Annotated in this window: 22 protein-coding genes and 1 rRNA gene; 17 read left to right on the top strand and 6 right to left on the bottom strand. The window is 66.3% G+C overall.

Annotated features, from left to right (window positions below):
* The 3 genes from rrf to CCK87_RS09690 all read left to right on the top strand — a co-directional run.
* Window positions 1–78 (top strand): 5S ribosomal RNA (gene rrf / locus CCK87_RS09700); the annotation flags it as partial.
* A gap of 95 nt (window positions 79–173) precedes the next feature.
* Window positions 174–1,880 carry an AMP-binding protein gene (locus CCK87_RS09695; protein ID WP_086461164.1) on the top strand — a complete coding sequence of 569 codons (1,707 nt, stop codon included), beginning with the start codon at window positions 174–176 and terminating at the stop codon, window positions 1,878–1,880.
* Between the two features lie 65 nt (window positions 1,881–1,945).
* Window positions 1,946–2,125, top strand: coding sequence for a hypothetical protein (locus CCK87_RS09690; protein WP_044439183.1), 180 nt, complete (start codon window positions 1,946–1,948; stop codon window positions 2,123–2,125).
* A 21-nt stretch (window positions 2,126–2,146) separates the two neighbouring features.
* Here CCK87_RS09690 and CCK87_RS09685 read toward each other — a convergent pair whose 3' ends face one another.
* Window positions 2,147–3,643: an SDR family oxidoreductase gene (locus CCK87_RS09685; protein WP_086461163.1), complete on the bottom strand. Its 1,497-nt coding sequence runs from the start codon at window positions 3,641–3,643 to the stop codon at window positions 2,147–2,149.
* A gap of 47 nt (window positions 3,644–3,690) precedes the next feature.
* On the opposite strand from CCK87_RS09685, the gene CCK87_RS09680 reads away from it, so the two are divergent.
* Window positions 3,691–4,158: an NUDIX domain-containing protein gene (locus CCK87_RS09680; RefSeq protein ID WP_086461162.1), complete on the top strand. Its 468-nt coding sequence runs from the start codon at window positions 3,691–3,693 to the stop codon at window positions 4,156–4,158.
* Window positions 4,159–4,179: 21 nt separating this feature from the next.
* Here the strand turns inward: CCK87_RS09680 and CCK87_RS09675 are convergent, their stop codons facing one another.
* Window positions 4,180–4,614 (bottom strand): DUF3592 domain-containing protein, encoded by a 435-nt coding sequence (locus tag CCK87_RS09675; RefSeq protein ID WP_086461161.1) that lies wholly within the window; start codon window positions 4,612–4,614, stop codon window positions 4,180–4,182.
* Window positions 4,615–4,631: 17 nt separating this feature from the next.
* Window positions 4,632–7,079, bottom strand: coding sequence for an ATP-dependent DNA ligase (locus CCK87_RS09670; protein WP_086461160.1), 2,448 nt, complete (start codon window positions 7,077–7,079; stop codon window positions 4,632–4,634).
* Window positions 7,080–7,149: 70 nt separating this feature from the next.
* Here CCK87_RS09670 and CCK87_RS09665 point away from each other — a divergent pair, with 70 nt between their 5' ends.
* The 4 genes from CCK87_RS09665 to CCK87_RS09650 are packed head-to-tail and all read left to right on the top strand — an operon-like array spanning window position 7,150 to window position 10,885.
* Window positions 7,150–8,043, top strand: a complete 894-nt coding sequence (locus tag CCK87_RS09665) for a Ku protein (RefSeq protein WP_086461159.1) — start codon at window positions 7,150–7,152, stop codon at window positions 8,041–8,043.
* Window positions 8,044–8,053: 10 nt separating this feature from the next.
* Window positions 8,054–9,208 carry an acyl-CoA dehydrogenase family protein gene (locus CCK87_RS09660; protein ID WP_170927214.1) on the top strand — a complete coding sequence of 385 codons (1,155 nt, stop codon included), beginning with the start codon at window positions 8,054–8,056 and terminating at the stop codon, window positions 9,206–9,208.
* Window positions 9,209–9,240: 32 nt separating this feature from the next.
* Window positions 9,241–9,714 carry a gamma carbonic anhydrase family protein gene (locus CCK87_RS09655; RefSeq protein ID WP_249273805.1) on the top strand — a complete coding sequence of 158 codons (474 nt, stop codon included), beginning with the start codon at window positions 9,241–9,243 and terminating at the stop codon, window positions 9,712–9,714.
* Window positions 9,704–10,885, top strand: a complete 1,182-nt coding sequence (locus CCK87_RS09650) for a glycoside hydrolase family 3 N-terminal domain-containing protein (protein WP_140162801.1) — start codon at window positions 9,704–9,706, stop codon at window positions 10,883–10,885. The genes CCK87_RS09655 and CCK87_RS09650 overlap by 11 nt, the downstream gene beginning before the upstream one ends.
* Window position 10,886: 1 nt before the next feature.
* On the opposite strand, the gene CCK87_RS09645 is transcribed toward CCK87_RS09650, so the two are convergent.
* Both CCK87_RS09645 and CCK87_RS09640 read right to left on the bottom strand, forming a co-directional pair.
* A complete protein-coding gene (locus tag CCK87_RS09645; protein ID WP_249273804.1) occupies window positions 10,887–12,023 on the bottom strand; it encodes a bifunctional 2-methylcitrate synthase/citrate synthase in 1,137 nt (378 codons plus the stop codon).
* A gap of 77 nt (window positions 12,024–12,100) precedes the next feature.
* A complete protein-coding gene (locus CCK87_RS09640) occupies window positions 12,101–12,958 on the bottom strand; it encodes a DUF4349 domain-containing protein (protein ID WP_086461154.1) in 858 nt (285 codons plus the stop codon).
* Window positions 12,959–13,073: 115 nt separating this feature from the next.
* Here CCK87_RS09640 and CCK87_RS09635 point away from each other — a divergent pair, with 115 nt between their 5' ends.
* On the top strand, window positions 13,074–14,057 hold the full coding sequence (locus tag CCK87_RS09635) for an aldo/keto reductase (RefSeq protein WP_086461153.1): 984 nt from the start codon (window positions 13,074–13,076) through the stop codon (window positions 14,055–14,057).
* A gap of 98 nt (window positions 14,058–14,155) precedes the next feature.
* Window positions 14,156–15,466, top strand: coding sequence for a hypothetical protein (locus CCK87_RS09630; RefSeq protein WP_086461152.1), 1,311 nt, complete (start codon window positions 14,156–14,158; stop codon window positions 15,464–15,466).
* A gap of 8 nt (window positions 15,467–15,474) precedes the next feature.
* On the opposite strand, the gene CCK87_RS09625 is transcribed toward CCK87_RS09630, so the two are convergent.
* A complete protein-coding gene (locus CCK87_RS09625; protein WP_086461151.1) occupies window positions 15,475–16,299 on the bottom strand; it encodes an aldo/keto reductase in 825 nt (274 codons plus the stop codon).
* A gap of 73 nt (window positions 16,300–16,372) precedes the next feature.
* On the opposite strand from CCK87_RS09625, the gene CCK87_RS09620 reads away from it, so the two are divergent.
* The 7 genes from CCK87_RS09620 to CCK87_RS09590 all read left to right on the top strand — a co-directional run bounded on the left by CCK87_RS09620 (window position 16,373) and on the right by CCK87_RS09590 (window position 24,888).
* Complete coding sequence (locus tag CCK87_RS09620; RefSeq protein WP_086461150.1) at window positions 16,373–17,437, top strand: LacI family DNA-binding transcriptional regulator; 1,065 nt, start codon at window positions 16,373–16,375, stop codon at window positions 17,435–17,437.
* Window positions 17,438–17,580: 143 nt separating this feature from the next.
* Window positions 17,581–19,233, top strand: coding sequence for an ABC transporter substrate-binding protein (locus tag CCK87_RS09615; RefSeq protein ID WP_249273803.1), 1,653 nt, complete (start codon window positions 17,581–17,583; stop codon window positions 19,231–19,233).
* Window positions 19,226–20,287 (top strand): ABC transporter permease, encoded by a 1,062-nt coding sequence (locus CCK87_RS09610; protein ID WP_086461149.1) that lies wholly within the window; start codon window positions 19,226–19,228, stop codon window positions 20,285–20,287. The genes CCK87_RS09615 and CCK87_RS09610 overlap by 8 nt, the downstream gene beginning before the upstream one ends.
* Window positions 20,284–21,222: an ABC transporter permease gene (locus CCK87_RS09605; RefSeq protein ID WP_085486437.1), complete on the top strand. Its 939-nt coding sequence runs from the start codon at window positions 20,284–20,286 to the stop codon at window positions 21,220–21,222. Before CCK87_RS09610 ends, CCK87_RS09605 begins: the two co-directional genes overlap by 4 nt.
* The gene (locus CCK87_RS09600; RefSeq protein WP_086461148.1) at window positions 21,219–22,865 is read left to right on the top strand and encodes an ABC transporter ATP-binding protein; all 1,647 of its coding nucleotides are present in this window, start codon (window positions 21,219–21,221) and stop codon (window positions 22,863–22,865) included. Before CCK87_RS09605 ends, CCK87_RS09600 begins: the two co-directional genes overlap by 4 nt.
* Window positions 22,862–23,710 (top strand): alpha/beta hydrolase, encoded by an 849-nt coding sequence (locus CCK87_RS09595; protein ID WP_086461147.1) that lies wholly within the window; start codon window positions 22,862–22,864, stop codon window positions 23,708–23,710. Before CCK87_RS09600 ends, CCK87_RS09595 begins: the two co-directional genes overlap by 4 nt.
* On the top strand, window positions 23,710–24,888 hold the full coding sequence (locus CCK87_RS09590; RefSeq protein WP_086461146.1) for a family 1 glycosylhydrolase: 1,179 nt from the start codon (window positions 23,710–23,712) through the stop codon (window positions 24,886–24,888). Before CCK87_RS09595 ends, CCK87_RS09590 begins: the two co-directional genes overlap by 1 nt.
* The last annotated feature ends 9 nt before the right edge of the window (window positions 24,889–24,897 follow it).

Raw genomic sequence — 24,897 nt, 5'->3', positions numbered from 1 at the left:
CCGAACCCGGAAGCTAAGACTCTCTGCGCCGATGGTACTGCAAGGGGGACCTTGTGGGAGAGTAGGACACCGCCGGACTCCTATTACACGAATGGTCACCCCACACCGGGGTGGCCATTCGCTGTTTAACCACCCATTCAACGACCGTCGCGACAGACCGGTAAAGTCGTAGGGTGCTCAGAGCAGAGAATCATCCCCAGTCCGCCCGACCCTGGCTTGCGAGCTACCCTCCCGGCCAGGACTCCGACATCCCTGAGATCACATTCCGATCGATCCCGGAGCTCGTCGCCGCGACATGCGCCAAGTTCGCCGACCAGCCCGCGTTCTCCAACATGGGGCACGCACTGTCATTCCGTGAGGTCGACGTGCTGTCCGATCGGATGGCGGCTTTCTACCAGAAGGAACTGGGACTCGTTCCGGGCGATCGCATCGTCATCCAGCTGCCCAACCTCCTGCAGTTTCCCGTCGCCATGTTCGGGGCGCTGAAGGCCGGCCTGGTGGTCGTCAACGCCAACCCGCTCTACACGGCGCACGAGCTCAAATCGATCCTCGTGGACTCGGGGGCGGTCGCCGTTGTTGTGCTCGAGAACTTCGCCGTGACGCTCGATCAGGAGATCGGTGGCACAGACATCCGGCACGTGATTCTGACGTCGGTGGGCGACCTGCTGCCGCTGCCCCAACGCGCCTTCACGAACTTCGCCGTGCGGTACGTCAAGAAGATGGTCCCCGCCCACTCACTGTCGGGCACGATCTCGTTCCGCGATGCCCTGAGCAGGGGCGCGCAGCTCGTCTTCGACGCCCCGAGCATCGCGCCCGAAGACCTGGCCTTCCTCCAATACACCGGAGGGACGACGGGGGGCACGAAGGCCGCCATGCTGACACACCACAACATGCTGGCGAATCAGTTCCAGATCATGGGGCCGATCCGTGTCGCGCTTCAGGAGGGCGCAGAGACGGTCATCGCCGCCCTGCCGCTCTACCACGTGTTCTGTCTCACGGTGAATTGTCTCGGCTTCTTCCACTTCGGCGCACACAACGTGCTCATCACGAACCCTCGAGAGACCGACGCGCTCATCAAGACGGTGACGAAGTACCGGCCGAGCGTCCTCATCCTCGTGAGCACGCTCGCCGCGGCCCTGCTCGACCGGCCGGGCTTCGACAGTCTGGACTTCGGCCCGCTCAAGCTGAGCGTCGCGGGCGGGATGGCGCTGCGCACACAGGTTGCCGAGGAGTGGGAGCGTCGCACGGGCTCGCAGATGGTCGAGGGCTACGGCCTGACTGAGGCGTCGCCTGTCGTGTCGGTGAACCCCACCGTCGGAACGGCCCGTCTCGGAACGATCGGCCTTCCTCTTCCGTCGACCTACGTCGAGATCCGCGATGACGAGGACGTGGCGGTTCCTCTGGGGGAGCGGGGCGAACTCGTGATCTCCGGCCCCCAGGTCATGAAGGGGTACTGGAACAAGCCCGAGGAGTCGGCCAAGGCGATCGGCCCCGACGGCTGGCTGCACACCGGCGACGTGGCGATCATGGATGCCGACGGCTACGTGACCATCGTGGACCGCATGAAAGACATGATCGTCGTCGGTGGTTTCAATGTGTACCCGGCCGAGGTCGAGGAGGCTGTCCTCAGCGATCCTCGCGTCAAAGAGGCGGGCGTCATCGGTGTCGACGACGAACACTCGGGCGAGACCGTCAAGCTGTTCGTGGTTCGGCAGGATCCGTCGCTGACCGAGGCGGACATCCGGGGCTATCTGAAAGACCGCCTGGCCGGCTACAAGCGACCCAAGTACATCGTGTTCCGCGACGAGCTGCCCAAGACCAACGTCGGCAAGATTCTGCGACGTGAGTTGAGGGAGCCGGGCGACCCGGCCTCGCGATAGTCTGGGTGCACAGTCTTCTTCACTCGGCGCCTACGCGCCGCCACGATCGAACGGTAGTTGTTTTCATGAGAGTCATCGTCTTCGTCCTGTGCCTGGCAGCCTTCGTCGCCGGGATGGTTGTGATGGCATACGCGTTCCCCGGAGACGGCGGATTCCTCGCTGAGGTCTTCGTCGGCGGTGTACTGCTGTCGTCGGCCGCCGTGTTCGTGCCCATGAGCGTTCTGCGCTGGCTCGACCGGGCCTAGCAGCTCCGTCGACGCCCGCGCCTACCAGGCTGCGGGCTTGTAGTCCTTGAGAAAGACCCCGTGCAGGTCTTCTCCCGCCTCACCCTGAACGATCGGGTCGTAGACCCGTGCGGCCCCGTCTACGAGGTCGAGCGGGGCGTGGAAGCCTTCTTCCGCCAGGCGCACCTTGGTGGGATGCGGCCGCTCGTCCGTGATCCAGCCCGTGTCGACACTCGTCATCAGGATTCCGTCGGACTCGAGCATCTCGCCGGCGCTCGTGCGCGTGAGCATGTTCATGGCCGCCTTCGCCATGTTGGTGTGCGGGTGCCCGGGGCCCTTGTATCGACGACCGAACTGCCCCTCCATGGCGGAGACGTTGACGATGTACTTGCGGCGCGCTGTGGATGCGGCCATCACCGGGCGCAGTCGGCTCACGAGGATGAACGGCGCCGTCGTGTTGGCGAGCTGCACTTCTAGCATCTCGAGCGGGTCGACGTGCTCGACGTTCTGGGTCCAGCTGTTCACGTCGTGCAGGTCTGGAACCAATCCGCCGGCGTCGATCGCAGTGCCCGCGGCGAGGCGATCGAGCGAGCTCGAGCCGGGTGCCATGGCCAGGCTCGTGAGCTCCGATGCCGTGAGCTTGTCGGCCACGAGCGCGGTCGATCCCAGAATCGGGTGCGCCGCGACCGAGGCGGCCAAGGCCTGCGGATGCGCGTCGTTCGTGTGGCCGAAGGTCACGAGTTCGGGAAGCGGCCTGTCGGTCGGCAGCGGCTCGAGCTCGGCATCTGTCAGGGGCGCGTAGGAGCCGGGGGAGCGCTTCACCGTCTGGGCGGCGTTGTTGATGAGGATGTCGAGGGGGCCCTCGGCGGCGACGGCGTCGGCGAGGGCGATCACCTGCGCCGGATCCCTGAGATCGATTCCCACGACCTTCAGCCGGTGCACCCACTCTGATGCGTCGGGCAGGCTGGAGAAGCGACGAACGGCATCGCGAGGAAAGCGCGTCGTGATCGTCGTGTGGGCTCCGTCGCGCAGCAGGCGCAGGGCGATGTACATGCCGATCTTCGCCCGACCACCGGTGAGGAGCGCGCGCTTTCCGGTGAGGTCGGTGCGGGCATCCCGTTTCTGGTGGCTCATGGCCGCGCAGTCGGGGCACAGCTGGTGGTAGAACGCATCGACCAGCGTGTAGTGCTGTTTGCAGATGTAGCAGGCCCGCGACTTGAGCAAGGTACCCGCGGTCGGTGTCTCGATGGTCGTGGCAAGAGGGATGCCGCGGGTCTCGTCGTCGATGCGATCGGACGCGCCCGTCGCGGTCGCCGCGACGACGGCCCGGTCGGCGGCAGCGATGCGCGCGCGCTTCTCCTGGCGGCCGTGGTTCTTGACGGCCTTGAACATCTTGGCGGTCGCTCGGCGCACGGCCACGAAATCAGGATGCTCCTGCTCGAGCGTGTGCAGCTGTGCCAGCACCCGAAGGGTCACCTCTAGTTCGTCGGCAGTGAAGCCGGCGGGCGGCGCTTCGTGATCGTTCGGCAGGTCTGTCATAACCGAACGATTCTACCCGCGGCCGCTTGGCGCCATAGTCTCGTCTTATGGCGACTCCTGATTTCGTACTGGCCCTGCGCGAGAAGATCGGTCACGCTCCGCTGTGGCTCTCTGGAATCACCGCTGTCGTCACGCGCGACGACAGCGTGCTGATGGTTCGACGCTCCGACAACGGAGCCTGGACCCCTGTCACCGGCATCATCGATCCGGGCGAGCAGCCCGCGACGGCGGCCGCTCGCGAGGTTCTCGAGGAGGCCGGTGTGGTCGCCGTGGCCGAGCGTCTCTCGTGGGTGCACACGCTGCCGATGCTGACCTACGACAACGGCGACCAGTCCGAGTACCTCGATCTCACGTTCCGCATGCGCTACGTCTCGGGTGATCCCTATCCTGCAGACGGCGAGAACACCGAGGCCCGCTGGTTCGCGCTGCACGAGTTGCCGGAGATGTCTCTCGACATGCGCACGCGCATCCGATACGCCCTCGACGACATTCCTGCCGCGCGTTTCGAGCAGTGACGCTCGATCAGCCGAGAAGCCCTATTCGATGACGGCGATCACGATCGAGAGCACCACGCTGACCACTCCGACGCCCGCGAAGATGTAGCCGAGAAGCCTCAGCAGATGTCCCTCGCGGTGGGCGGGGTCGGTGCGAGCCTGCTCGGGGCGCCGAGGGTTGACGAACACCGTGACGTCGTCGCCCTCAACCAGATGGGCCGTCTCCTCGGTATCCGCGGGAAGCTCGTAGAGGTGGCCGTCGTCGCCCAGCCATCGGAAGACGTGCGGCTCGTCGACGTCGTCGCCCGGAGCATCCGGAATCGGGTGACGAGCGACGATGACGGCCATCGTCTCAGTCCAGCCGCTGAAGGCGAGCCTCCGCACGTAGCCGGCGACGAGCAGCGGTATGCCGAGGCCGAGGCCGATCCAGGAGAGGAGCTCCACGACCAGCGATGCTGCGTCGAGGGGCGTGGTCATGGATCGATTTTAGGGGTCTACGCGGGACGCGGCTCTTCGACCACGACATCTGCCGGATTCTTGTCGGTGCGCCACCCTCGCCAGACGGGCTGGCGGAGCCGATCCGTCGACGTCCACTCCGCGAACTCGACCTCCCCGACCTGGGACGGCGTGATCCAATGCGCATCGCGGGCATCTGCCGCTGGTACGTCGGTCGCCGGCGACGTCTTTCGCTCCAGACGGGTGAATCGCGTGGCCAGGTCCGCGAGATCCCGCTCGCTGAAACCCGTTCCGACCCGGCCCGCGTAGCGGAGCTCGCCGTCTCGAGGCACGGCGACGAGCAGCGAACCGATCGTGTTCGCCCGCCGCCCTGCCCCGGGTCTCCATCCCACGACCACGACCTCCTGAGTCTTGTGCAACTTGAGCTTGATCCAGGCCGACGATCTCTTGCCTGACCGATACGTCGAATCGCGCTTCTTGGCCACGACGCCCTCCAGGCGGAGCTCTGCGCTCGCGGCGAGGGCCTCGTCGAGGTCGCCTTCGTAGGCGGGAGGAACCTGCACGAGCGACGTCGTGTCGGCCGTGACGATCTCCTCCAGCGCCGCGCGCCTCTCGTCGTATTCGTGGGAGCTCAGCGACTCGCTACCTCGCTCGAGCGCGTCGAAGACGAAATAGTGCGCCCTGGTCGAGGAGATCGCCCGCTCGACCTCGGCTTTCTTCGTGAGCTTCATCCGGCCCTGCAGGCGTCCGAAATCAGGGCGCCCTCGCGCATCGAGCGCGACGATCTCGCCGTCGAGCACGCAGTCTGTGGCTCCGTCGACCGCGTGCGCCACGGCCTCGGCGATTTCGGGGAAGCTGCGCGTGAGGTCGTTGCCGTTCCGGCTCGTGAGCCGGACTTCGCCATCGCGCATCCGGGCGATCGCACGGATGCCATCCCATTTCATCTCGAACGCCCAGCCGGCGGGGGAGTCGTCGGCGAGAACGGTCTGCTTGGTGCCCAGGGTGGCGAGCATCGGCGAGACGGAGCGGTCGGAGGATGCCGAGCGCCGGGAATCCGTTGCAGGAGCGGACGAGGGCGACGCGGTCGGCTGCGCAGGATCCATCAGGTGGATGAGCCAGTTGTTCTCGGCCCGGCCCGCGCCGCCCGTGTGGATGAGGGCGAATCTGCGCGGCTCGCCGAGGCCGGTCGGCTTCGTGCCCGTCAGCGTCGCGATCACCTCTTTTCCGTCGCGCCACTTCTCGAGCTCGTACGTTCCGGCATCCCAGATCGTCACCTCGCCGCCGCCGTATTCTCCGGCCGGGATGGTGCCCTCGAACGAACCATAGGCGAGCGGGTGGTCCTCGGTCTGCACGGCCAGGTGGTTCTGCTTCCCGGACGTGGGCACCCCCTTCGGCAGGGCCCAGCTCACGAGCACCCCATCGTGCTCGAGGCGGAAGTCGTAGTGCAGTCGCCTGGCGTGGTGTTCCTGGATCACGAACGACTGCCCCTCAGTGGGCTCGGCCGCTTCGCTCGGCACGGGCTCTGGAGTCTTCGACGCGTCGCGCTTGCGCCGATAGGTGGCCAGTCGGTCGGCCGTCGGTTCGAGTGCATCGAGGTGACCCTTGACCAGGTCGGCCAGCGGATCGCCTCGGCGTTTCACCCGCCTCAGTACCTCGCGAAAATCGAGCTGTGCCAGCGAGGGACTCGCCAACTCACGCCAGGTCCGGGGCGCCGCTACCATCGGATGCGATCGGCCGCGCAGGGAATACGGGGTGATCGTCGTCTTCGATCCGTTGTTCTGGCTCCAGTCGACGAGCACCTTTCCGGCACGCAGCTCCTTCTTCATGTCGCTGACGATGAGGTCGGGGTGAGCCGCCTCGAGGGCGCGGGCGAGCTCGTGAGCCACGGCCGATACCTCGTCGGAGGTCTGTTTGCCGTCGAGGGCTGCATAGAGGTGGATGCCTTTCGACCCGCTCGTGACGGGCATGGGGTCGAGACCCATGTCGCGCAGGATCTCGCGGGCGAGGCGGGCGACCTCCGCGCATTCCGGCAGACCGGCGCCCTCGCCGGGGTCGAGGTCGAGCACGAGGCGATCGGGGTTCTTCTGCTCACCCGTTCGAGCGAACCTCCATTGAGGCACGTGGATCTCGAGCGCCGCGATCTGGCCGAGCCAGGTGAGCGTGGCCAGATTGTTGACGAGCGGGTAGTCGTTCGCGTGGTTCTTGTGCTCGATCGTGCCCCGGGTCACCCAGTCGGGTGTGCCGTCGTCGAGGTTCTTCTGAAAGAACATCTCGCCCGGATGCTCCGCGGTGCCGACGCCGTTGACCCACCGCTTGCGCGTCGCAGGTCTGTCGCGAGCGTGCGGAATGAGAACGGGAGCGATGGACGCGTAATAGTCCAGTACCTCGCCTTTCGTTGTTCCCGTCTCGGGATACAGCACTTTGTCGAGATTGGTCAGGGTGAGTCGCTGCCCGCCCACGGACACCACCTGTTTCGTCGCGCTCATGCTGACATTCTCGGCACGCGCCGGGGTCAAGGGCTAGTGCTTGCGCGCCGAGAGGAGTTCACTCGGGTGTATGAGAGCGATCTGGAAAGGTGCCGTCACATTCGGCCTGGTGAACGTGCCCGTCAAGGTCTATGCGGCCACAGAGGATCACGACATCGCGCTGCACCAGGTGCACGACGAAGACGGCGGGCGCATCCGCTACCAGAGGCGCTGCGAGATCTGCGGCAAGATCGTGGACTACGCCCACATCGACAAGGCGTTCGACGACGGTGAGCGCACGGTCGTGCTGACCGGCGACGACCTGTCGAGCCTGCCCGAAGAGAAGAGTCGCGAGATCGACGTGGTCGAGTTCGTTCCGAGCGAGCAGATCGATCCGATCATGCTCGACCGCAGCTACTTTCTCGAACCCGACTCGTCGAGCGCCAAGTCGTATGTGTTGCTCCGGCGCACGCTCGAGCAGACCGACCGCACCGCGATCGTGCACTTCGCCCTGCGGCAGAAGACTCGCCTCGGCGCTCTGCGCGTGCACGGAGACGTGCTCATGCTGCAGTCGTTGCTCTGGTCAGACGAGGTGCGAGAGGCCTCATTCCCAGCGCTCGACGAACGCGTGCGCATCACGGCCAAAGAACTCGACATGTCGAGCGCTCTCGTCGACAGCTTCGCCAGCGACTTCTCGCCCGAGGATTTCACCGACGACTACCAGGAGCAGCTCCGCACGCTCATCGACGCCAAGCTCGAGCAGGGAGAAGCGCTCGATACCGATGCGACGTTCGGCGAGCAGCCGGAGAAGCAGACCGGCGGTGAGGTCATCGACCTCATGGAAGCACTGCGGCGCAGTGTCGAGCGAAACGCCGCGAAGAAGAAGCCTGCGCCGAAGAAGAAGCCCGCCGCGAAGAAGACCGCCGCTGCACAGAAGCCCGCCGCCAAGAAAGAACCGTCCACCGCGAAGAAGCGCCGGGCGTAATGTGGGGGCGGTGTACTCCCCGCTGATCCCCGACGACGTGATCGAACGCATCCGTTCTCGCGCCGCGGGCTACGACCGTGACAACGCCTTTCCGCACGAGGATCTGGCCGATCTGACCGAACTCGGATACCTCCGGCTCTTCGCGTCCACGGCACGCGGCGGACTGGGTCTCGGTCTCTACGATGTCGCCCGCGAACAACGGCGCCTCGCGGCTGCCGCGCCCGCGACCGCGCTCGCGATCAACATGCACCTCGTCTGGACCGGCGTCGCGAAGACCTTGCTCGATCGCGGTGACGAATCGCTCGCCTTCGTACTCGACGAGGCAGCCGCCGGTGAGATCTTCGCTTTCGGAAACAGCGAGGCGGGCAACGACCTCGTGCTGCTCGACTCCCGCACTCGAGCAGACGGGCATTCCGACGGCTCGTACTCCTTCACAGGCCGCAAGATCTTCACCTCGCTGTCGCCGGTGTGGACCCGGCTCGGCGTCTTCGGTCGCGACGACTCGAGCGCGGATGCGCCCCAGCTCGTTCACGCCTTCATCGACCGCGCGGCTGACGGCTACCGAATAGAAGACGATTGGGACACGCTCGGAATGCGCGCGACGCAGAGCCACACCACGATCCTCGAGGGGGTCACGGCGCCGGCCGACCGGGTGTTCCGGCGCATCGCTCCGGGGCCGAGCGCCGACCCGCTGGTCTTTGCGATCTTCGCGAACTTCGAGATCCTCGTCGCGTCCGTCTACGCAGGCATCGCCGACCGAGCCCTCGAGCTCGCGGTGGAGGCGGCCCACCGCAGAACGAGCCTGAAGTCGGGCGGCCGACCCTATGCATCCGACCCCGACATTCGGCGCAGGGTCGCCGAGGCCGGCATCGCGCTCGACGCGCTCGAGCCGCAGATCGATCGGATGGCGCGCGACGTCGACGGGGTCGTCGACCACGGCGCCCGCTGGTTCGCGAAGCTGGTCGGGCTCAAGGTGCGTGCGACGGAGACGGCGCGGGTCGTCGTCGATCAGGCGATCAGGGTCACCGGCGGCTCGGCGATGTCGAACTCCAGCGAGCTCGGGCGCCTCTACCGTGATGTACTGGCGGGTATGTTCCACCCGTCAGACGACGAATCCGCCCACTCCACCGTCGCGAACTCCCTTCTCGGCCCGGTAGCCCAGTGAGCATCATCACCTTCGGTGAGCACTCTCCGCGAGTGGCGGACAGTGCCTGGATAGCTCCGACCAGCACGCTCATCGGGAGAGTGACGGTCGGTGCCGAGAGCAGCGTGTTCTTCGGGGCCGTTGTGAGGGGCGACTCCTCGGAGATCTCGCTGGGGCAGCGCAGCAATCTGCAGGACAACGTCGTCGTGCACGCCGACCCGGATTTTCCGACCAGGGTCGGGCACGGAGTGAGCGTGGGCCACGGAGCCGTTCTGCACGGGTGCACGATCGGAGATGACAGCCTCGTGGGTATGAATGCCACGGTCTTGAACGGAGCCGTGGTCGGATCGAACTGCCTCATCGCCGCTGGAGCAGTCGTGCTCGAGGGCACCGTCATCCCAGACGGATCGCTCGCGGCGGGGGTGCCGGCGAAGGTTCGACGCGAACTCTCCGCCGACGAGCGTGAGGGCATTCGAGCGAACGGAAGCAACTACGTGGCGCTGTCGCGGGCCTACCGTGCGTCGTAGACGCGCGGCTTCTTGCGCGATCGTCTGCCTCAGCCTGCTCCTGACATCGTGCGCCGCGTCTGATGCCGAGCAGGCGGCACCGGCTCCCACCCCGACCGAGACCGCAGAAGCGACGCCGGCTCCGCCGCCCTCCGTCGAGGAGATGACGGCGCAGTACGCCTCGGTTCGCCTCCACACCATGACACTCGAGCAGAAGGTCGCCTCGATGTTCATCGTTCGGGCGCCCGGTCTCGACGGTGCAGCATGGCAGACGACGGTGACGTCACGAGGCCTCGGTGGACTGATCCTCATGGGCGACAACATCCCGGCGACGCCCGAGGAGCTCGCCGCGCTGACAGGTGGGGTCGCCTCGGGCGACGGCCTCGCCCCGCTGATCGCGGTCGACGAAGAGGGTGGCGACGTGACCCGGCTTCCCTACGACGGTTTCGCCGGCGCTGACAGCCTCGCTGCGGAGCCCGAGTCTGCGACGCGCGACGCCTTCACCGGAAGATCGACGCTGCTGGACCAGGTCGGGATCTCGATCAACTTCGGCATCGTGGCCGATGTGACGCCAGACCCTGACTCCTTCATCTTCGACCGTGTGCTCGGACCGGATGCCGCGTCGGCATCACCGAAGGTCGCGGCGGCGGTTGCCGGCGAGAAGGCGCGGGTCTTCAGCACCCTCAAGCACTTTCCGGGGCATGGAGAGTCGGCGGATGATTCGCACATCAGCGTGCCGCAGATCGACATCGATCAGACCCAATGGCGTGCCAGGGATGCCCCGTCATTTCAGGCCGGCATCGATGCCGGCGCCGAACTCGTGATGTTCGGTCATCTGGCCTACACCCCCGTCGACCCGCAGCCGGCGAGTCTGTCCTCGACCTGGCACTCGATCCTGCGCGACGAACTGGGTTTCACCGGCGTGACGGTGACCGACGACATGGGCATGCTCGAGGCGACGGGTCTTCCCGAATACGCGAATCCCGACGAGAACGCCATCCGGGCAGTGGCGGCGGGCAACGACCTGCTCCTCTACGTGACGCCGGGCAACATCGACGCGACGATCTCCGCCGTCGTCGGCGCCGTGGAGTCAGGCCGGATCGACCCCGCCGTCGTCGACGACGGGGTGACCCGGGATCTCGAGCTGCGACGAACACTCTGGCTGCGGCAGCATCCAGACGTCGCGTTCTGAATCAGCCCTCGACGTGCCGCTCGTCGTGACCGGAGTAGGTGCTCAGCGGCCTGATCAATGAGTTCGAGGCGCGCTGCTCCATGATGTGCGCGGTCCAGCCCACGATGCGACTCGCGACGAAGAGCGGCGTGAACGTCTCGGTGTCGAAGCCCATGAGGTGATAGGCCGGACCCGACGGGTAGTCGAGGTTCGGCAGAATGTTCTTGCGCGCCGTCATGGCGGTCTCGAGTGCGTCGTAGAGGGCGCCGAGATCGGGGCGGTCGTAGTGCTCGAGGAGGGCGTCGAGACTGGTCTTCATCGTGGGCACTCGCGAGTCGCCATGTTTGTAGACACGGTGGCCGAACCCCATGATCTTGCGCTTTTCGGCGAGTGCTGTGTCGAGCCACGCCGCAGCCTTATCGGCCCTGCCGACCTCGTCGAACGTGTGCATCACGGCCTCGTTGGCACCGCCGTGCAGGGGGCCCTTCAGTGCCCCGATTCCTCCGACGACGGCCGAGTACAGATCGGCGAGGGTCGAGGTGATGACCCGGGTCGTGAAGGTCGATGCATTGAAGGAGTGTTCCGCGTACAGGATCATCGAGACGTCGAACGCATCGACCACGACCAACTCGGGAACATCGCCGAAGGTCATGTGGAGGAAGTTCGCCGAGTAGCCCAGGTCGTCGCGCGGCTCGACGACGTCGTCGCCATGACGGCGCCTCTGGTCGTACGCCACGATCGCGGGGATTCTCGCGTAGAGCCCGATCGCCTTCTCGAGGTCGGCCTCGGGCGAATCATCGGATGCCCGGGGGTCGCTCGCGCCGATGACGCTCACGGCCGTGCGCAGCACGTCCATCGGATGCGCCGTGAGAGGCAAATCGTCGATGATGCGACGAACGGCGACGGGCAGAGCACGCTGCGCGCGTTCCACGCGCTCGAACTCCGCGAGCTGCTCGTCGGTGGGCAGTTCGCCGTGCCACAGGAGGTACGCGACCTGCTCGAAGGAGCACAGCGCGGCCAGCTCCTGAACCGGGTAGCCACGATAGAGCAGCGAGTTGGTCTCGGGGTTGACCTTGGAGATGGCCGTCGTGTCGACGACGACACCGGCCAGACCCTTGTGGATGCGAGGTTCTTCGACGATCGCGGACGAATCAGACACGGGCGGGCTCCTTCGCATGAGGCGGCGCCCTCCCGAACGGGGGCGCGGTCGCCATGCTATCGAACCCCGGTGATGAATCAGGAGGCCGGAGGGGTGGGCGCCTTGCGTCGGGTGGCCGTGCGAACGATCACGAGCGTGATCACCGCAAGCACCGCCAGCACGAGCAGCCAGGGCAGGGCGACCCCGAGTGCCACGAGCGAGCCGTTGAGGGCGGCGACGAGCGAGTTCCAGCCGACGACGAGTCCGCCCCAGAAGTCCTTCGGCGCACCCGGACGAATCGACCCGGCAGTGTGCAACTGCAGATCGATCGTCGAGTAGGCGACCTGGTCGCCCAGCAGGTCGCGTTGCGACTTCAGGGAATCCAAGTCGGCCTGACGGGTGGAGATCGCGGACTCGAGCGTGATCAGGTCATCGATGTCGGTTGCTGCGGCCATCAGGTCGAGCAGGCGGTCGACCGATCCCTGCATGGCCGTGATGCGGGCATCCAGATCGGTGGTCTGGGCCGTGACGTCTGTCGACGAGATCGACGCGGAATCGACGGTGCCGAGTTTCTTCAGATCGTCGAGGGCCGCCGTGATCTTGTCTTCGGGAACGCGGATCGTGAGTTCGGCGCTGGCGGACTCGGAATCCGTTCCAGCCCACTCTGATCGATTGTCGACGTGCCCGCCGTGCTTCTCGACGACGGCCACTGCCGATGCGCTCGCCGCGCTCGGGTCGTCCACGCTGAGAGAGACCCAGCCTGTGGTCACGACCTGCGCGTCTGCCGATACAGCGCTGTCTTCGGCCCCGCCCGGCGCCGACTTCTCCTGTTGCGGAGCTATCGGCGCTGGCCGTCCTCCCTCTGAGGGAGACGACGCTCCCGACGAACTCGAGCACCCCGCGAGCAGCAGGACGGCGGCGGCGGTCGCGACGACGGTGAGCGCGTATCTCTTCATGACGCTCACGCTAGGGACGGTTGGCTGCGAGCAGAGTGAGCGAGATGCGATGGTTACTGTCTCGTTATCGCGTCGTTACGGTTCTCACCTCAGGCCGAGCGCCTAGGCTCGAGGCATGGAATACCGCACCCTCGGACGCACTGGACGAACCGTATCGAGCATCGGACTCGGCACCTGGCAGCTCGGAGCGGATTGGGGTGACGTGAGCGCCGCCGAGGCCCACGCGGTTCTCGACGCTGCAGTGGAGTCGGGCGTCACCTTCTTCGATACCGCTGATGTCTACGGAGACGGACGAAGCGAACAGCTGATCGGCGAGTACCTCGAGGCGCATCCCGACAGCGAGGTCACGGTCGCCACGAAGATGGGTCGGCGGGAGGCGCAGGACCCCGCGAACTTCACGCTCGAGAAGTTCCGGGAGTGGACCGACCGATCGAGGCGCAACCTGAACGTGCAGACGCTCGACCTGGTGCAGCTGCACTGCCCGCCGACTGCGGTGTTCAGCTCGGACGCCGTGTACGACGCGCTCGACACCCTCATCGACGACGGGGTCATCGCCAACTACGGGGTCAGCGTCGAGACGTGCGACGAAGCGCTCGCGGCCATCGCTCGGCCGGGCACCGCGACAGTGCAGATCATCCTCAACGCGTTCCGCCTGAAGCCGCTCGACGCCGTGCTTCCCGCGGCCATCGAGGCCGGCGTGGGCATCATCGCGCGGGTTCCGCTGGCATCCGGTCTGCTCAGCGGCCGGTACTCGGCCGACACCGTGTTCGCGGCAGACGACCACCGCAACTACAACCGCGATGGCAGCGCCTTCGACGTGGGCGAGACCTTCTCCGGCGTCGATTTCGAGGCCGGTGTGGCAGCTGCTCGCGAGTTCGCCGCGCTCGTTCCCGATGGAACGACCCCCGCCGCCGCCGCGTTGGCATGGGTCGCCTCGCGGCCCGGGGTCAGCTCGGTCATCCCGGGCGCCCGCAGCGTGGCCCAGGCACGAGCGAACGCCGCGGCCGGGTCGGTCGGCTTCCTCGGCGAGGCCTTCGAAGACGGCGTGAACGACATCTACGACCGATACTTCCGCGAGGCCGTGCACGGGCGCTGGTGACAAGTTGCCGTGGGTGACGCGCCGGTGGCGTGTTGCTGCGTCGATGCTCGCGACCTCGGGGCTACTTTCGTAGGCGGCCCAACAGAACGAGGACATCGGTGAGTAGAGCACGTCGTACGAACAACACGATCACGGCCCTGGTCGTCGCCGCGATTGTCGGCGCGACCACACTGTCGGGCGGCGCAGCCGCACGGGCCGACGACTACCCTTCGTGGGACGACGTGCAGGCTGCGAAGGCCAGCGAATCGGCGAAGCAGGCGGAGGTCGATCAGATCACCCAGCTGCTCGCGCAGCTGAAAGACGAGGCGTCCGCGGCCGAGCAGCAGGCCAACGAGAAATGGACGCTCAACGAGAAGGCTCAGAAGGCTCTCGAAGACGGTCAGAAGACGGCCGATTCGCTGGCCGATCGCGCAGCCGGTCTACAGGCGTCGGCGGATGCGTCGAAGAAGCAGGCCGCGCAGCTCGCGGCGCAATTCGCCCGGCTCGGCGGTGGCGAAGACGTCTCGTCGATGCTGCTGACCAGCTCCTCGGGTGAGAGCGACGACCTGCTGGGCAAGCTGGGGTCGTTGAGCAAGCTCAGCGAGACCGTCTCCGGTGTCTATGCCACTGCGAAGACGCAGAGCAACGACGCTGCCGCGATGAGTGACCAGGCCCAGGTCGCGAAGGACGCATTGACGGCGCTGGCGAATACGGCGTCGACGTCGCTCGCCGACGCCCTCGCTGCCCAGAAGGCCGCGGTCAGTGCGGTGAACGCGCAGTCGGCCCACGAGTCCGAGCTGCAAGCGCAACTCGCCTCGCTCACCCAGAACGTCGCGACCACGGAGGCCGACTACCAGGCAGGCATCGCGGCCGCGGAGGCCGCGGCAGCCGCGGCAGCGGCAGCAGCCGCGCAGGCCGGTTCCGCGCCGGGAGCGCCCATCTCGGACGACGCACGCACGCTCGCGCTGGAACTGGTCGGAGACATCCAAGCCGGTCGTCTGACGGGCGCCCAGCCCGACCACCTCCAGGAGATCGAGTGGATCGCAGCCGGCGATTCCGTGCAGAACTGCGGCATCGACACGCAGATCCTCGCGGCGATCGTCGTGGCCGTGCGTACCTTCGGCTCAGCCGGTGTGAGCGACATCAACCGCAAGTGCACCGGCCAGATCGAGGGCGCCGGCATCTATTCGGCGCACTACGTGGGCGGGGGAGGCCACGCTGTGGACTTCAACGCGCTCGCCGGTCAGGGCCTCTCGGGAGCAGACGACAATTCGCTGCGCCTGATCGCGGTGCTCGACCAGGTGATGCCCTCCGGCTCAGGCCTCGGTCAGCGCCAGTGCCGCATCAATTCCGGAGATGAGCCCGATTTCGCGAACTTCCACGACTTCGCCGACACCTGCACCCATCTGCACGTCGACGACCTGACCTGATCCGAGCGTCAGCCGAGGTCGTCGGGGTCTTTTCCGGTGCGCTGCCCGCTGTCGAGCGCAGCGATGCGAGCGCGGTCGTCATCGTCGAGCGCGAAATCGAAGACGTCGATGTTCTCGCGGATTCGTTCGGGCGTGATCGATTTCGGAATGACGATGTTGCCGAGGTCGAGCTGCCAGCGCAGCACGATCTGCGCCGCTGAGCGGTCGTGCTTCGCGGCCAGCGCGGCCAGCGTGGGGTCGTCGAGGATGCGCCCCCGGGCCAACGGCGACCACGCCTCGGTCGCGATCGAGTGCGCGGCGTCGTACTCGCGCACGCCTGCCTGCTGAAGCCACGGATGCAGCTCTACCTGGTTGATCACGGGCGTCTCTCCGCCCTCCCGGGCGAGCCTCTCGAGGTGGTGCGGGTGGAAGTTCGATACGCCGATCGAGCGCACGACTCCGTCGGCCTTCAGACTCTCGAGCGCCCGCCAGGTCTCGACGTAGCGGTTCTGCCGCGGTGCGGGCCAGTGGATCAGATAGAGATCGAGGTAGTCGAAGCCGAGTTTCTCGAGGCTCGTGTCGAACGCACGACGGGTCTCGTCGTATCCGTGGTCGTTCTGCCACACCTTCGACGTGACGAAGACCTCGTGCCTCGGAACGTCACCGGCTCGCACCGCCTGCCCGACGCCGACCTCGTTCTCGTAGAACGCGGCCGTGTCGATGTGTCGGTAACCGGCCTCGAGGGCGTGAGCCACGGCATCCGTCGCCTCGGCGTCTGACACCTTGTACACGCCCAACCCGAGCTGAGGGATGGCGCGGCCGTCGGACAGGGTCACAAGGGGAGAAGTGGGCATTCGACCATTATCGACGACGGTCGTCTGCGCGCCCGTCGTGCAGACTAGAGGGCGACGAGGGAGGGAAGCGAGAATGGCCAAAGCGCCTACCGTCTATGACGTGGCCGAGCGCGCGGGCGTATCGATCGCCAGCGTGTCGCGGGTTCTACGCAGCCCCGATTCGGTCAAGGAGCAGACCAGAGAGCGTGTGCTCGAGGCCGTGCGTCACCTCGGCTACGTTCCCAGCGCGAATGCGCGCGGGCTCGCGGCCCGGCGAACGAACGTGATCGGGCTGTTTTTTCCCGGCCACGACGACGTGGCGGGATCCGAGGGCCAGCTTGTCGCGGCATCCGGTGGGGTCACGACCGTGCGTGACGACCCGACGACAGAACCCGAGACGAACAACTTCTACTTCGACGAGGTGCTGCGCGGAGCAGAGATCGAGGCCTGGCGACGAGGATTCGCGCTGATGGTGGCTGCCGGTCGTGGGGCGTCGCGCGAGGCGATCGTCAACGACATCGCCGGGCGGGTCGACGGTCTGGCCGTGCTCGCGCGCACCGTGCCCGACGAGCTGCTCACGCATGTGGCCCGGCGCATCCCCGTTGTCGTCCTCGCGGCGACGCGCGGAACGGACGAGTTCGATCACGTGAGTGTCAACAACGCTCCAGGGATGCGCGCGATGACCGAGCACGTTCTGGGCGCGGGGGCCAGGCGCCTGCTGTACATCGCCGGCCCCGAGGACTCGCCCGACGATGCCGAGCGACTTCAGGGATTCAGAGCGGCCGTCGACGGGGTAGCCGGCGTGACCGTCGAACTCATCCGCGGCGACTTCAGCAGGGCCAGGGGGCGCGAGATCGCGTTGGGCATCGACCCGCTTCCCGACGCGATCGTCTGCTCGAACGACCAGACGGCGCTGGGCGTCCTGGATGCGATGGGGCGCCGGTCTATCGGCGTTCCGGACGACGTGATGGTCACCGGATTCGACGGGATCACGGCGGGGAGGCACTCGTCGCCGCGCCTCACCACCGTGCACCAGCCGATGGTGGAGCTCGGCCGTGCCGCCATTCAGGCGCTCACCGCTCGTCTCGATGACCCCTCGATGGACGCTCGCTCGCTCGTGCTTCCAGTGCAGGTCGTGCTGCGAGAGAGCTGTCCGTAGGGTTCGCTTCGGGTTCGCCGAAGGTTCGCGAAGCTGCACGTCGCGGGCTTGCGCTTGCAAACTGTAAGCGCATACAGTTGTGGGAACGTGCACGTCACGACCAAACACGTCAGTTCATCGTCGACCTGAGAAAAGCGGTTTCAATGAAGCACCCAACAAGGCGCCGGCTGGGCGCACTCGTGTCAGCGGTCATGCTGACCACGGGGCTCGCGGCTTGCAGTATCCAGATCGAGAGCGCACCCGATCCCTCGATTCCGAAGGACACGATGCTGGTGGCGGCCGACAACGGCTCTCCGCTGTTCGAGCGCAATTTCAACCCGTACATGACCAACAAGCGCACGGCGGCCTGGTACATGTACGAGCCGCTCGTGGTTCTCGACAACGTGACGGGCGAAGAGCACCCGTGGCTCGCAACGGGCTACGCGCTGCCCGATCCGTCGACCGTGGTGTTCACCATTCGCGACGGAGTGAAGTGGTCCGACGGCAAGCCGTTCACTCCGAAAGATGTGGCCTTCAGCTTCGATCTGCTCAAGAAGTACCCCACCTTCGACCTGCAGGGCATCTGGACGTACATCGACACGGTCGAGACGAGCGATACGACGGTGACCGTGCACCTCAAGGCGCCGGATGTTCCGGCCGCGCAGCTCATCGCGACGACTCTCATCGTGCCCGAGCACATCTGGAAGGACGTGCCCGACCCGTCGACGTTCCGCAACCCTGACCCGGTCGGCACCGGTCCGTACACCCTCGGCAACTTCGCCGCGCAGCAGTACACGATCGACAAGAACCCGACCTATTGGCAGGCAGACAAGGTCGCCGCCGAGCACATCATCCTGCCGGCCACCAACACGCAGCTCGACGTGGCCACCAAGGGCTACGACTGGGCGTACTCGTTCATCTCCGACGTCGACGGTGCGTGGGTCGGCGCGGGCAACAAGAACACCTACTGGTTCCCGCCGGGAGGAACGGTGGCTCTCTTCCCCAATCTGACCAAGGCGCCCTTCAACGACCTGAACGTGCGACAGGGACTCTCGCTCGCGCTCGATCGCAAGGCCGTGGGCGACTCCGCCGCGGAGGGCTATATGGACGTGGCAGGTCAGACCAACATCCTGCTGCCGTATCAGCAGAACCTGCTCGACCCCTCGATCCCCGACTCGGGACTCGTGGCCCAGAACCAGCAGAAGGCGCTCGAGTACTTCGCCCAGGCCGGTTACACCCAGCAGGGCGGCAAGCTCGTCGACGCCTCAGGCACCCAGCTCAGCTTCACCATCACCACCGCGAACGGCTACAACGACTGGCTCAAGGGTGTGCAGGAGGTGCAGAAGCAGTGGGGCGCCATCGGCATCGACGTGAAGGTGTCCAGCCCGCAACCCGCTGCCTACCAACTGGCCCTGCGCAACGGCGAGTACGACCTCGCCATGGGCGGAACGGGCGGAACCGGCTCGATCTTCCGTGACTTCAATCAGCTGCTCTCGAGCGACTACCTGAAGCCGGTCGGAGAGGAGGCGGTGTTCAACTACGAGCGCTACGACAACCCCGAAGCCGACGAGCTGCTGAGCCAGTACAAGCTCACCATCGATCCCGAGAAGCAGAAGCAGCTCGGGTATCAGCTGCAGAACGTCGTCTACAACGATCTGCCCGTGCTCAGCCTGTACTACGGCGGATCGTGGGGCCTCATGAGCGATGCGAAGTTCACCGGCTGGCCCAGTGAGGCCGACCCGTACGCCTCGCCCAAGACCTACGAATCCACCCCCCTGCTCGTTCTCACCCATCTGAAGAAGGTCAACGATGACTAGCGTCACGATCGCGCCCGGCAGCGCAGACATCTCTGCCGCGCCCCGAATAGCAGGATCAGGCAGAGGAAGGGCGTGGGGCTACGTCGCCCGCAAGGCCGGACTGCTGCTGCTCACGTTGTGGGCGGCCATCACGCTCAACTTCATCCTTCCCCGGCTGATGCCCGGTTCCCCCGCGGATGCAGCCCTGGCGAAGCTGGCCCAGAACGGGCCGGTGAGCGAGGGGACCAAGGCTGCCATCGAGGCCCAATTGGGTGTGCCGACCGGCAACATCCTCGAGCAGTATGTGGCGTACCTGCACCAGGTCATCACTCTCGACTTCGGCGTCTCGTACACGTTCTATCCGCAGAGCGTCTCGGAGCTGGTCAGCACCGCGCTGCCGTACACGCTCGTGCTGGTCGGCGTCGTGACGATCATCGCGTTCGTGCTCGGCACCCTGCTCGGTGTGCTCGCCGCGTGGAAGCGGGGCACCTGGCTCGACACGCTGCCCACCCTGGCGGGATCGTTCGCCAGCGCGTTTCCGTACTTCTGGACGGCGCTGCTGCTGCTGTTCTTCGCCGGTTACGTCGGCAGGCTGTTCCCCACCTCTGGCGCATACGGGCCGACGGCATCGCCGCAGTTCACGATCGGATTCCTGGGGGACGCTATCTATCACGCCGCTCTTCCGGCGCTGACGATTCTCATCACCTCGCTGGGCGGCTGGATTCTCGGCATGCGCAACACGATGATCTCGACCATTGGCGACGACTACGTGACCTTCGCCGAGGCCAACGGTCTGAAGCCGCGCACCGTCGCCCTGCGCTACGCCGCCCGCAACGCGATCCTCCCGAACCTCACCTCGTTCGGGCTCGCGCTCGGCGGCGTGGTCGGCGGATCGATCCTCGTCGAGCGGGTGTTCGGATACCCGGGCATCGGCTACCTGCTGTTCAACGCGGTCACCAACCAGGACTACCCGTTGATGCAGGCCCTGTTCCTGATGATCACCGTGAGCGTGCTCATCGCCAACTTCCTCGTCGACATCTTGTACGGCGTGCTTGACCCGAGGACCCGCCGATGAGCACCCAGAGCATTCCTCCCTCGACCCGCGCAGTGCGCGCCATCGAGGAAGCATCCATCGCACCCGCGCCCAGCCCGCTCAAGGTCGTGCTGCGCGTCGCATCCACCGTGTGGTCGAACGGCAAGGCCCGCATCGGCATCATCATCCTCGGACTGATGATCCTGATCGCGGTCTTCGCGCCGCTGCTGGCTCCGTACGGCGCGAGGCAGAACGGCTTCGACCGCTCTGCGGATGCCTCGGCCGCACACTGGCTCGGCACGACAGCGGCGGGCGAAGACGTTCTGTCGCAGCTCATCTGGGGCGCGCAGATCAGCATCTTCGTCGGACTCGTCGCCGGCCTGCTCTCGACGGTGATCGCGGTTCTCGTCGGACTCAGCTGGGGATACGTGCGAGGCTTCGGCGCCGATGTGATCAACTTCATCGTCAACCTGTTCCTCGTGATTCCCGGTCTGCCGTTGATGATCGTGATCGCCGCGTACCTCTCGGGTGGCGGCATCGGCATGATCATCGTGGTCGTCGTGATCACCGGATGGGCGTGGGGTGCGCGCGTCTTGCGCAGCCAGACGCAGTCGCTGCGCTCTCGTGACTTCGTCACCGCTGCTGTCTTCAGCGGCGAGCGTCCGTTCCGCATCGTGTTCCGCGAGATCCTGCCGAACATGACCTCGCTCATCGTGGGCAACTTCTTCGGAGCCGCCACCGCCGCGATTCTGGCCGAAGCCGGACTCGAGTATCTCGGCCTCGGAGACACGACGGTGGTCAGCTGGGGAACGATGCTCTTCTGGGCACAGAACTCCAACGCCCTCCTCACCGGTCAGTGGGCACTGCTGTTCGCACCCGGTCTCTGCATCGCCCTGCTCGCCACGAGCCTCACCCTCATCAACTTCGGCGTCGACGGGATCTCCAATCCGCGCCTCCGGGAAGGAAGTAAGCGATGACCACCTTGCTCGAGATCACAGATCTCTCTGTCGACTACGGAGAGGGTGCCGGAAGCACTCACGCTGTAAACCATGTGTCGTTCGCCCTCGAGCACGGGGAGTTCGTCGGACTCGTCGGCGAATCGGGCTCCGGCAAGTCCACCCTGGGCTTCGCGGTGACCGGTCTCTCGAAGCCGCCCGCCCACGTCGTCGGCGGCAGCATCCTGCTCGATGGCATCGACATCGCGAGCCTGTCGCAGGGCGATCTGCGCGAGCAGCGCCACGGCGGTGTCGCCATGGTGCTGCAGTCAGGAATGAACGCGCTGAACCCCGTTCGGAGCATCCGCAACCACTTCGTCGACATCTTCCGCGCCCACGGCCACATCGATCGCGCGGACTGGAGCTCGCGTGCCGAAGAACTCGCCGCCAAGGTCGAGCTGCCCTCGAGTGTTCTCGACCGCTATCCCGGCGAGCTCTCGGGAGGAATGCGCCAGCGCGTGTCGATCGCGCTCGCCCTGTCGCTCGAGCCGAAGCTCATGGTCTTCGATGAGCCGACGACCGCCCTCGACGTTCTCGTGCAGCACGCGGTGATGGACACCATCATCGAGCTGCAGAAGAAAGAGAACTTCACAGCGCTTCTGATCAGCCACGACCTGGGCATCGTGCTCGAATCGGCAGAGCGGGTGCTGGTGATGCACGAGGGCGAGATCGTCGAGGATGCTCCGTCACGGCAGATCCTCGAGAACCCGCGCGACGACTACACCCGGATGCTGCTGTCGCACTATGCGGACCCCCGAGCGGAGGTCGTGGAGCTGCCGGGCTTCGAGGCCCGCACTCCGACGGTGTCGTCGCGCACACGGCGACAGGATCAGAAGGCCATCGTCGTCGACCATGTCTCGAAGGTGTACCCGGCGCCTCGTCGGGGCGAGCCGCAGGTGACCGCGGTCGACGACGTCTCGTTCACGCTCGAGCCGGGCCAATCGCTCGCGCTCGTCGGTGCATCCGGAAGCGGCAAGTCGACGCTGGCGAAACTGATCACCGCGGTCGAGAAGCCGTCGGCCGGCAGCGTTCGTTTCGGCGACCTCGATGTGGGTGCGCTGCGCCGAGGGCAGTTCCGCCAGCTGCACCGCGATGTGCAGATGGTGTTCCAAGATCCCTACGCGGCACTGAACCCGCTGCACACCGTCGAGTACACGCTCACGAGGCCCGTGGTGAACTTCACCGGGCTGAAGGGCCTGGATGCTCGGCGCCGGGTTCTCGAGTTGCTCGACACGGTGGGGCTGTCGCCGGTCGAGGAGTTCGCAGCGAAGCTTCCGCATCAGCTCTCGGGTGGGCAGCGCCAACGCGTGGTGATCGCCCGAGCCCTCGCCAGCAACCCGCAGGTGATCATCGCCGACGAGCCCGTATCGATGCTCGACGTGTCGCTGCGTGCCGGCGTGCTGGCCCTGCTCGAAGACCTGCGCGAGCAGTGGGGCGTCTCGCTGCTCTACATCACCCACGACCTGCTGTCGGCACGCGTGGTGACCGACAACATCATGGTGTTGAACGGCGGTCGGGTGGTGGAGCGGGGCAACACCGCCGAGGTGCTCCGCAACCCGAGCGACGAGTACACGATCCGCCTCCTCGACGCGATTCCGAACCCCGGCCGACGGGACGTCGCGTGACGTTCGGCGGGCTCGCGCTGCCCGAATCGCTCACCGTCTTCTCGATCGACGGCCTGACCGCATTCAGCGCCATGCCGCACGGCCCCGAGCGGGGAGTCGTGCTCTTCGTTCCGGGATTCACCGGATCGAAGGAAGACCACCGCTTTCTCGTCGACCTCGCCGCGGGTCGAGGGTGGGAGGCCTACTCCTACAGTCAACGAGGCCAGGCCGATTCGATCGCACCGCACGGCATCGACGAGTACTCTCTCGACACGCTCGCGGCCGACGCGGTCGCCGTGGCAGAGAGAGTCGCCGGAGGTCGCCCCGTGCACCTGGTGGGCCACAGCCTCGGTGGGCTCGTCGCCCGAGCGGCGGCCATCCTGCGCCCGTCGGTCTTCGCCGATCTCACGATGCTGTGCTCGGGGCCGGGAGGGCAGGGAACGGAGCATCATCGCGACGACGCGGCGTTCGTGGCTAGACACGGCACGCTTGCGTGGTGGGAGCACAACAACCCGCTCGGTGCGAGAAACGACGACGAGGTCTTCGTTCGCGAGCGTGCCGCAGCCTCGAGCGACGACAACTTCCTGGCGATGGCCGCCATCCTGCGCGACACTCCTGACTCCGGCGACGCGCTGCGCGACACCGGGCTTCCCGTGCTCGTGGCGCATGGCGATGCCGACGACGCATGGCCGATCGCCGATCAGCTCGCGATGGCCCGCCGCGTCGGCGCCCGCTACGAGATCATCCCGAACGCCGGGCATTTGCCGAACATAGACAACCCGGAATACACGACTGAGCTGCTCGACAGCTTCTGGTCGCAGCGACCGGGCCTCCGACCAACGCACAACGACAAAGGAGAATCCTGATGCTCACCTTCCCCGACGGCTTTCTGTGGGGTGCGGCCACCGCCGCCCACCAGATCGAGGGAAACAACGTCAACAGCAACTGGTGGGTTCACGAGAACGAGCCGGGCACCACGATCGTGGAGCCCTCCGGAGATGCGGCCGACAGCTACCACCGCTACCGGGAGGACATCCGCCTGCTCGCGGAGCTCGGGCTGAACTCCTACCGGTTCAGCATCGAGTGGTCACGCATCGAACCGGAGCGCGGGCTCTACTCACGCGCATCCGTCGACCACTACCGCCGCATGGTCGACACCTGCCATGAGTTCGGTATCGAGCCCATCGTGACGCTGATGCACTTCACGGTGCCCCGCTGGTTCGAGAACGACGGCTTCTGGCGTGCGTCTGACGCTGCTGATCTCTTTGCCCGCTACACCGAGCTCGCTCTGCCCGTCGTGGCCGAGGGCGTGAACTACGTCTGCACCATCAACGAGCCCAACATCGCGGCGATGCTGGCCGGAGGAGAAGACGCGTCGAACCTCGTCGCGTACGGCCTTCCGAAGCCCGACCTCGGCGTCGCCGATGCTCTGCTCGAGTCGCACCGGCGCTCGCGCGAGGTGCTGTCGCAGGTCTCGGGGCTCAAGACGGGCTGGACCATAGCGACGCAGGCCTTCGAGGCTGCCGACGAGCCCGGCTCGGAAGAGAAGAAGCGCGAGATCGCCTACCCGGCTGAAGACTGGTATCTCGAGAACGCTGCGGGCGACGACTTCATCGGCGTGCAGGCCTACACGCGCAACATCGTGGGACCGGAAGGCATTCGCCCGCCCGCCGCCCACGTCGAGAAGACGCTCACCGAGTGGGAGTACTTCCCTCCCGCAGCCGGAATCGGCGTTCGCGCCGCGTGGGAGCTCAGCGACCACACTCCGGTCATGGTCACCGAGAACGGTATCGCGACCCAGGACGACAGCCGCCGCATCGACTACACCCGTGGTGCCCTCGAGGGCCTGCACTCCTGCATCGAAGACGGCATCACACTGCTGGGATATCAGCACTGGTCGGCGCTCGACAACTACGAGTGGGCCTCGGGCTTCGCGCCGACCTTCGGGCTCATCGCCTGGGACAAGCAGACCTTCGAGCGAACCCCCAAGCCGAGCGCGAGCTGGTACGGAGAGGTCGCGAAGGCCAACGGGCTCGTTCTCTGAGTCTGTCGA

Source organism: Agreia sp. VKM Ac-1783 (assembly GCF_900177765.1).
Taxonomy (GTDB): Bacteria; Actinomycetota; Actinomycetes; order Actinomycetales; family Microbacteriaceae; genus Agreia.
Note: the sequence above shows the minus strand (reverse complement) of the source record. Positions and strands in the feature narration are given on the sequence as shown.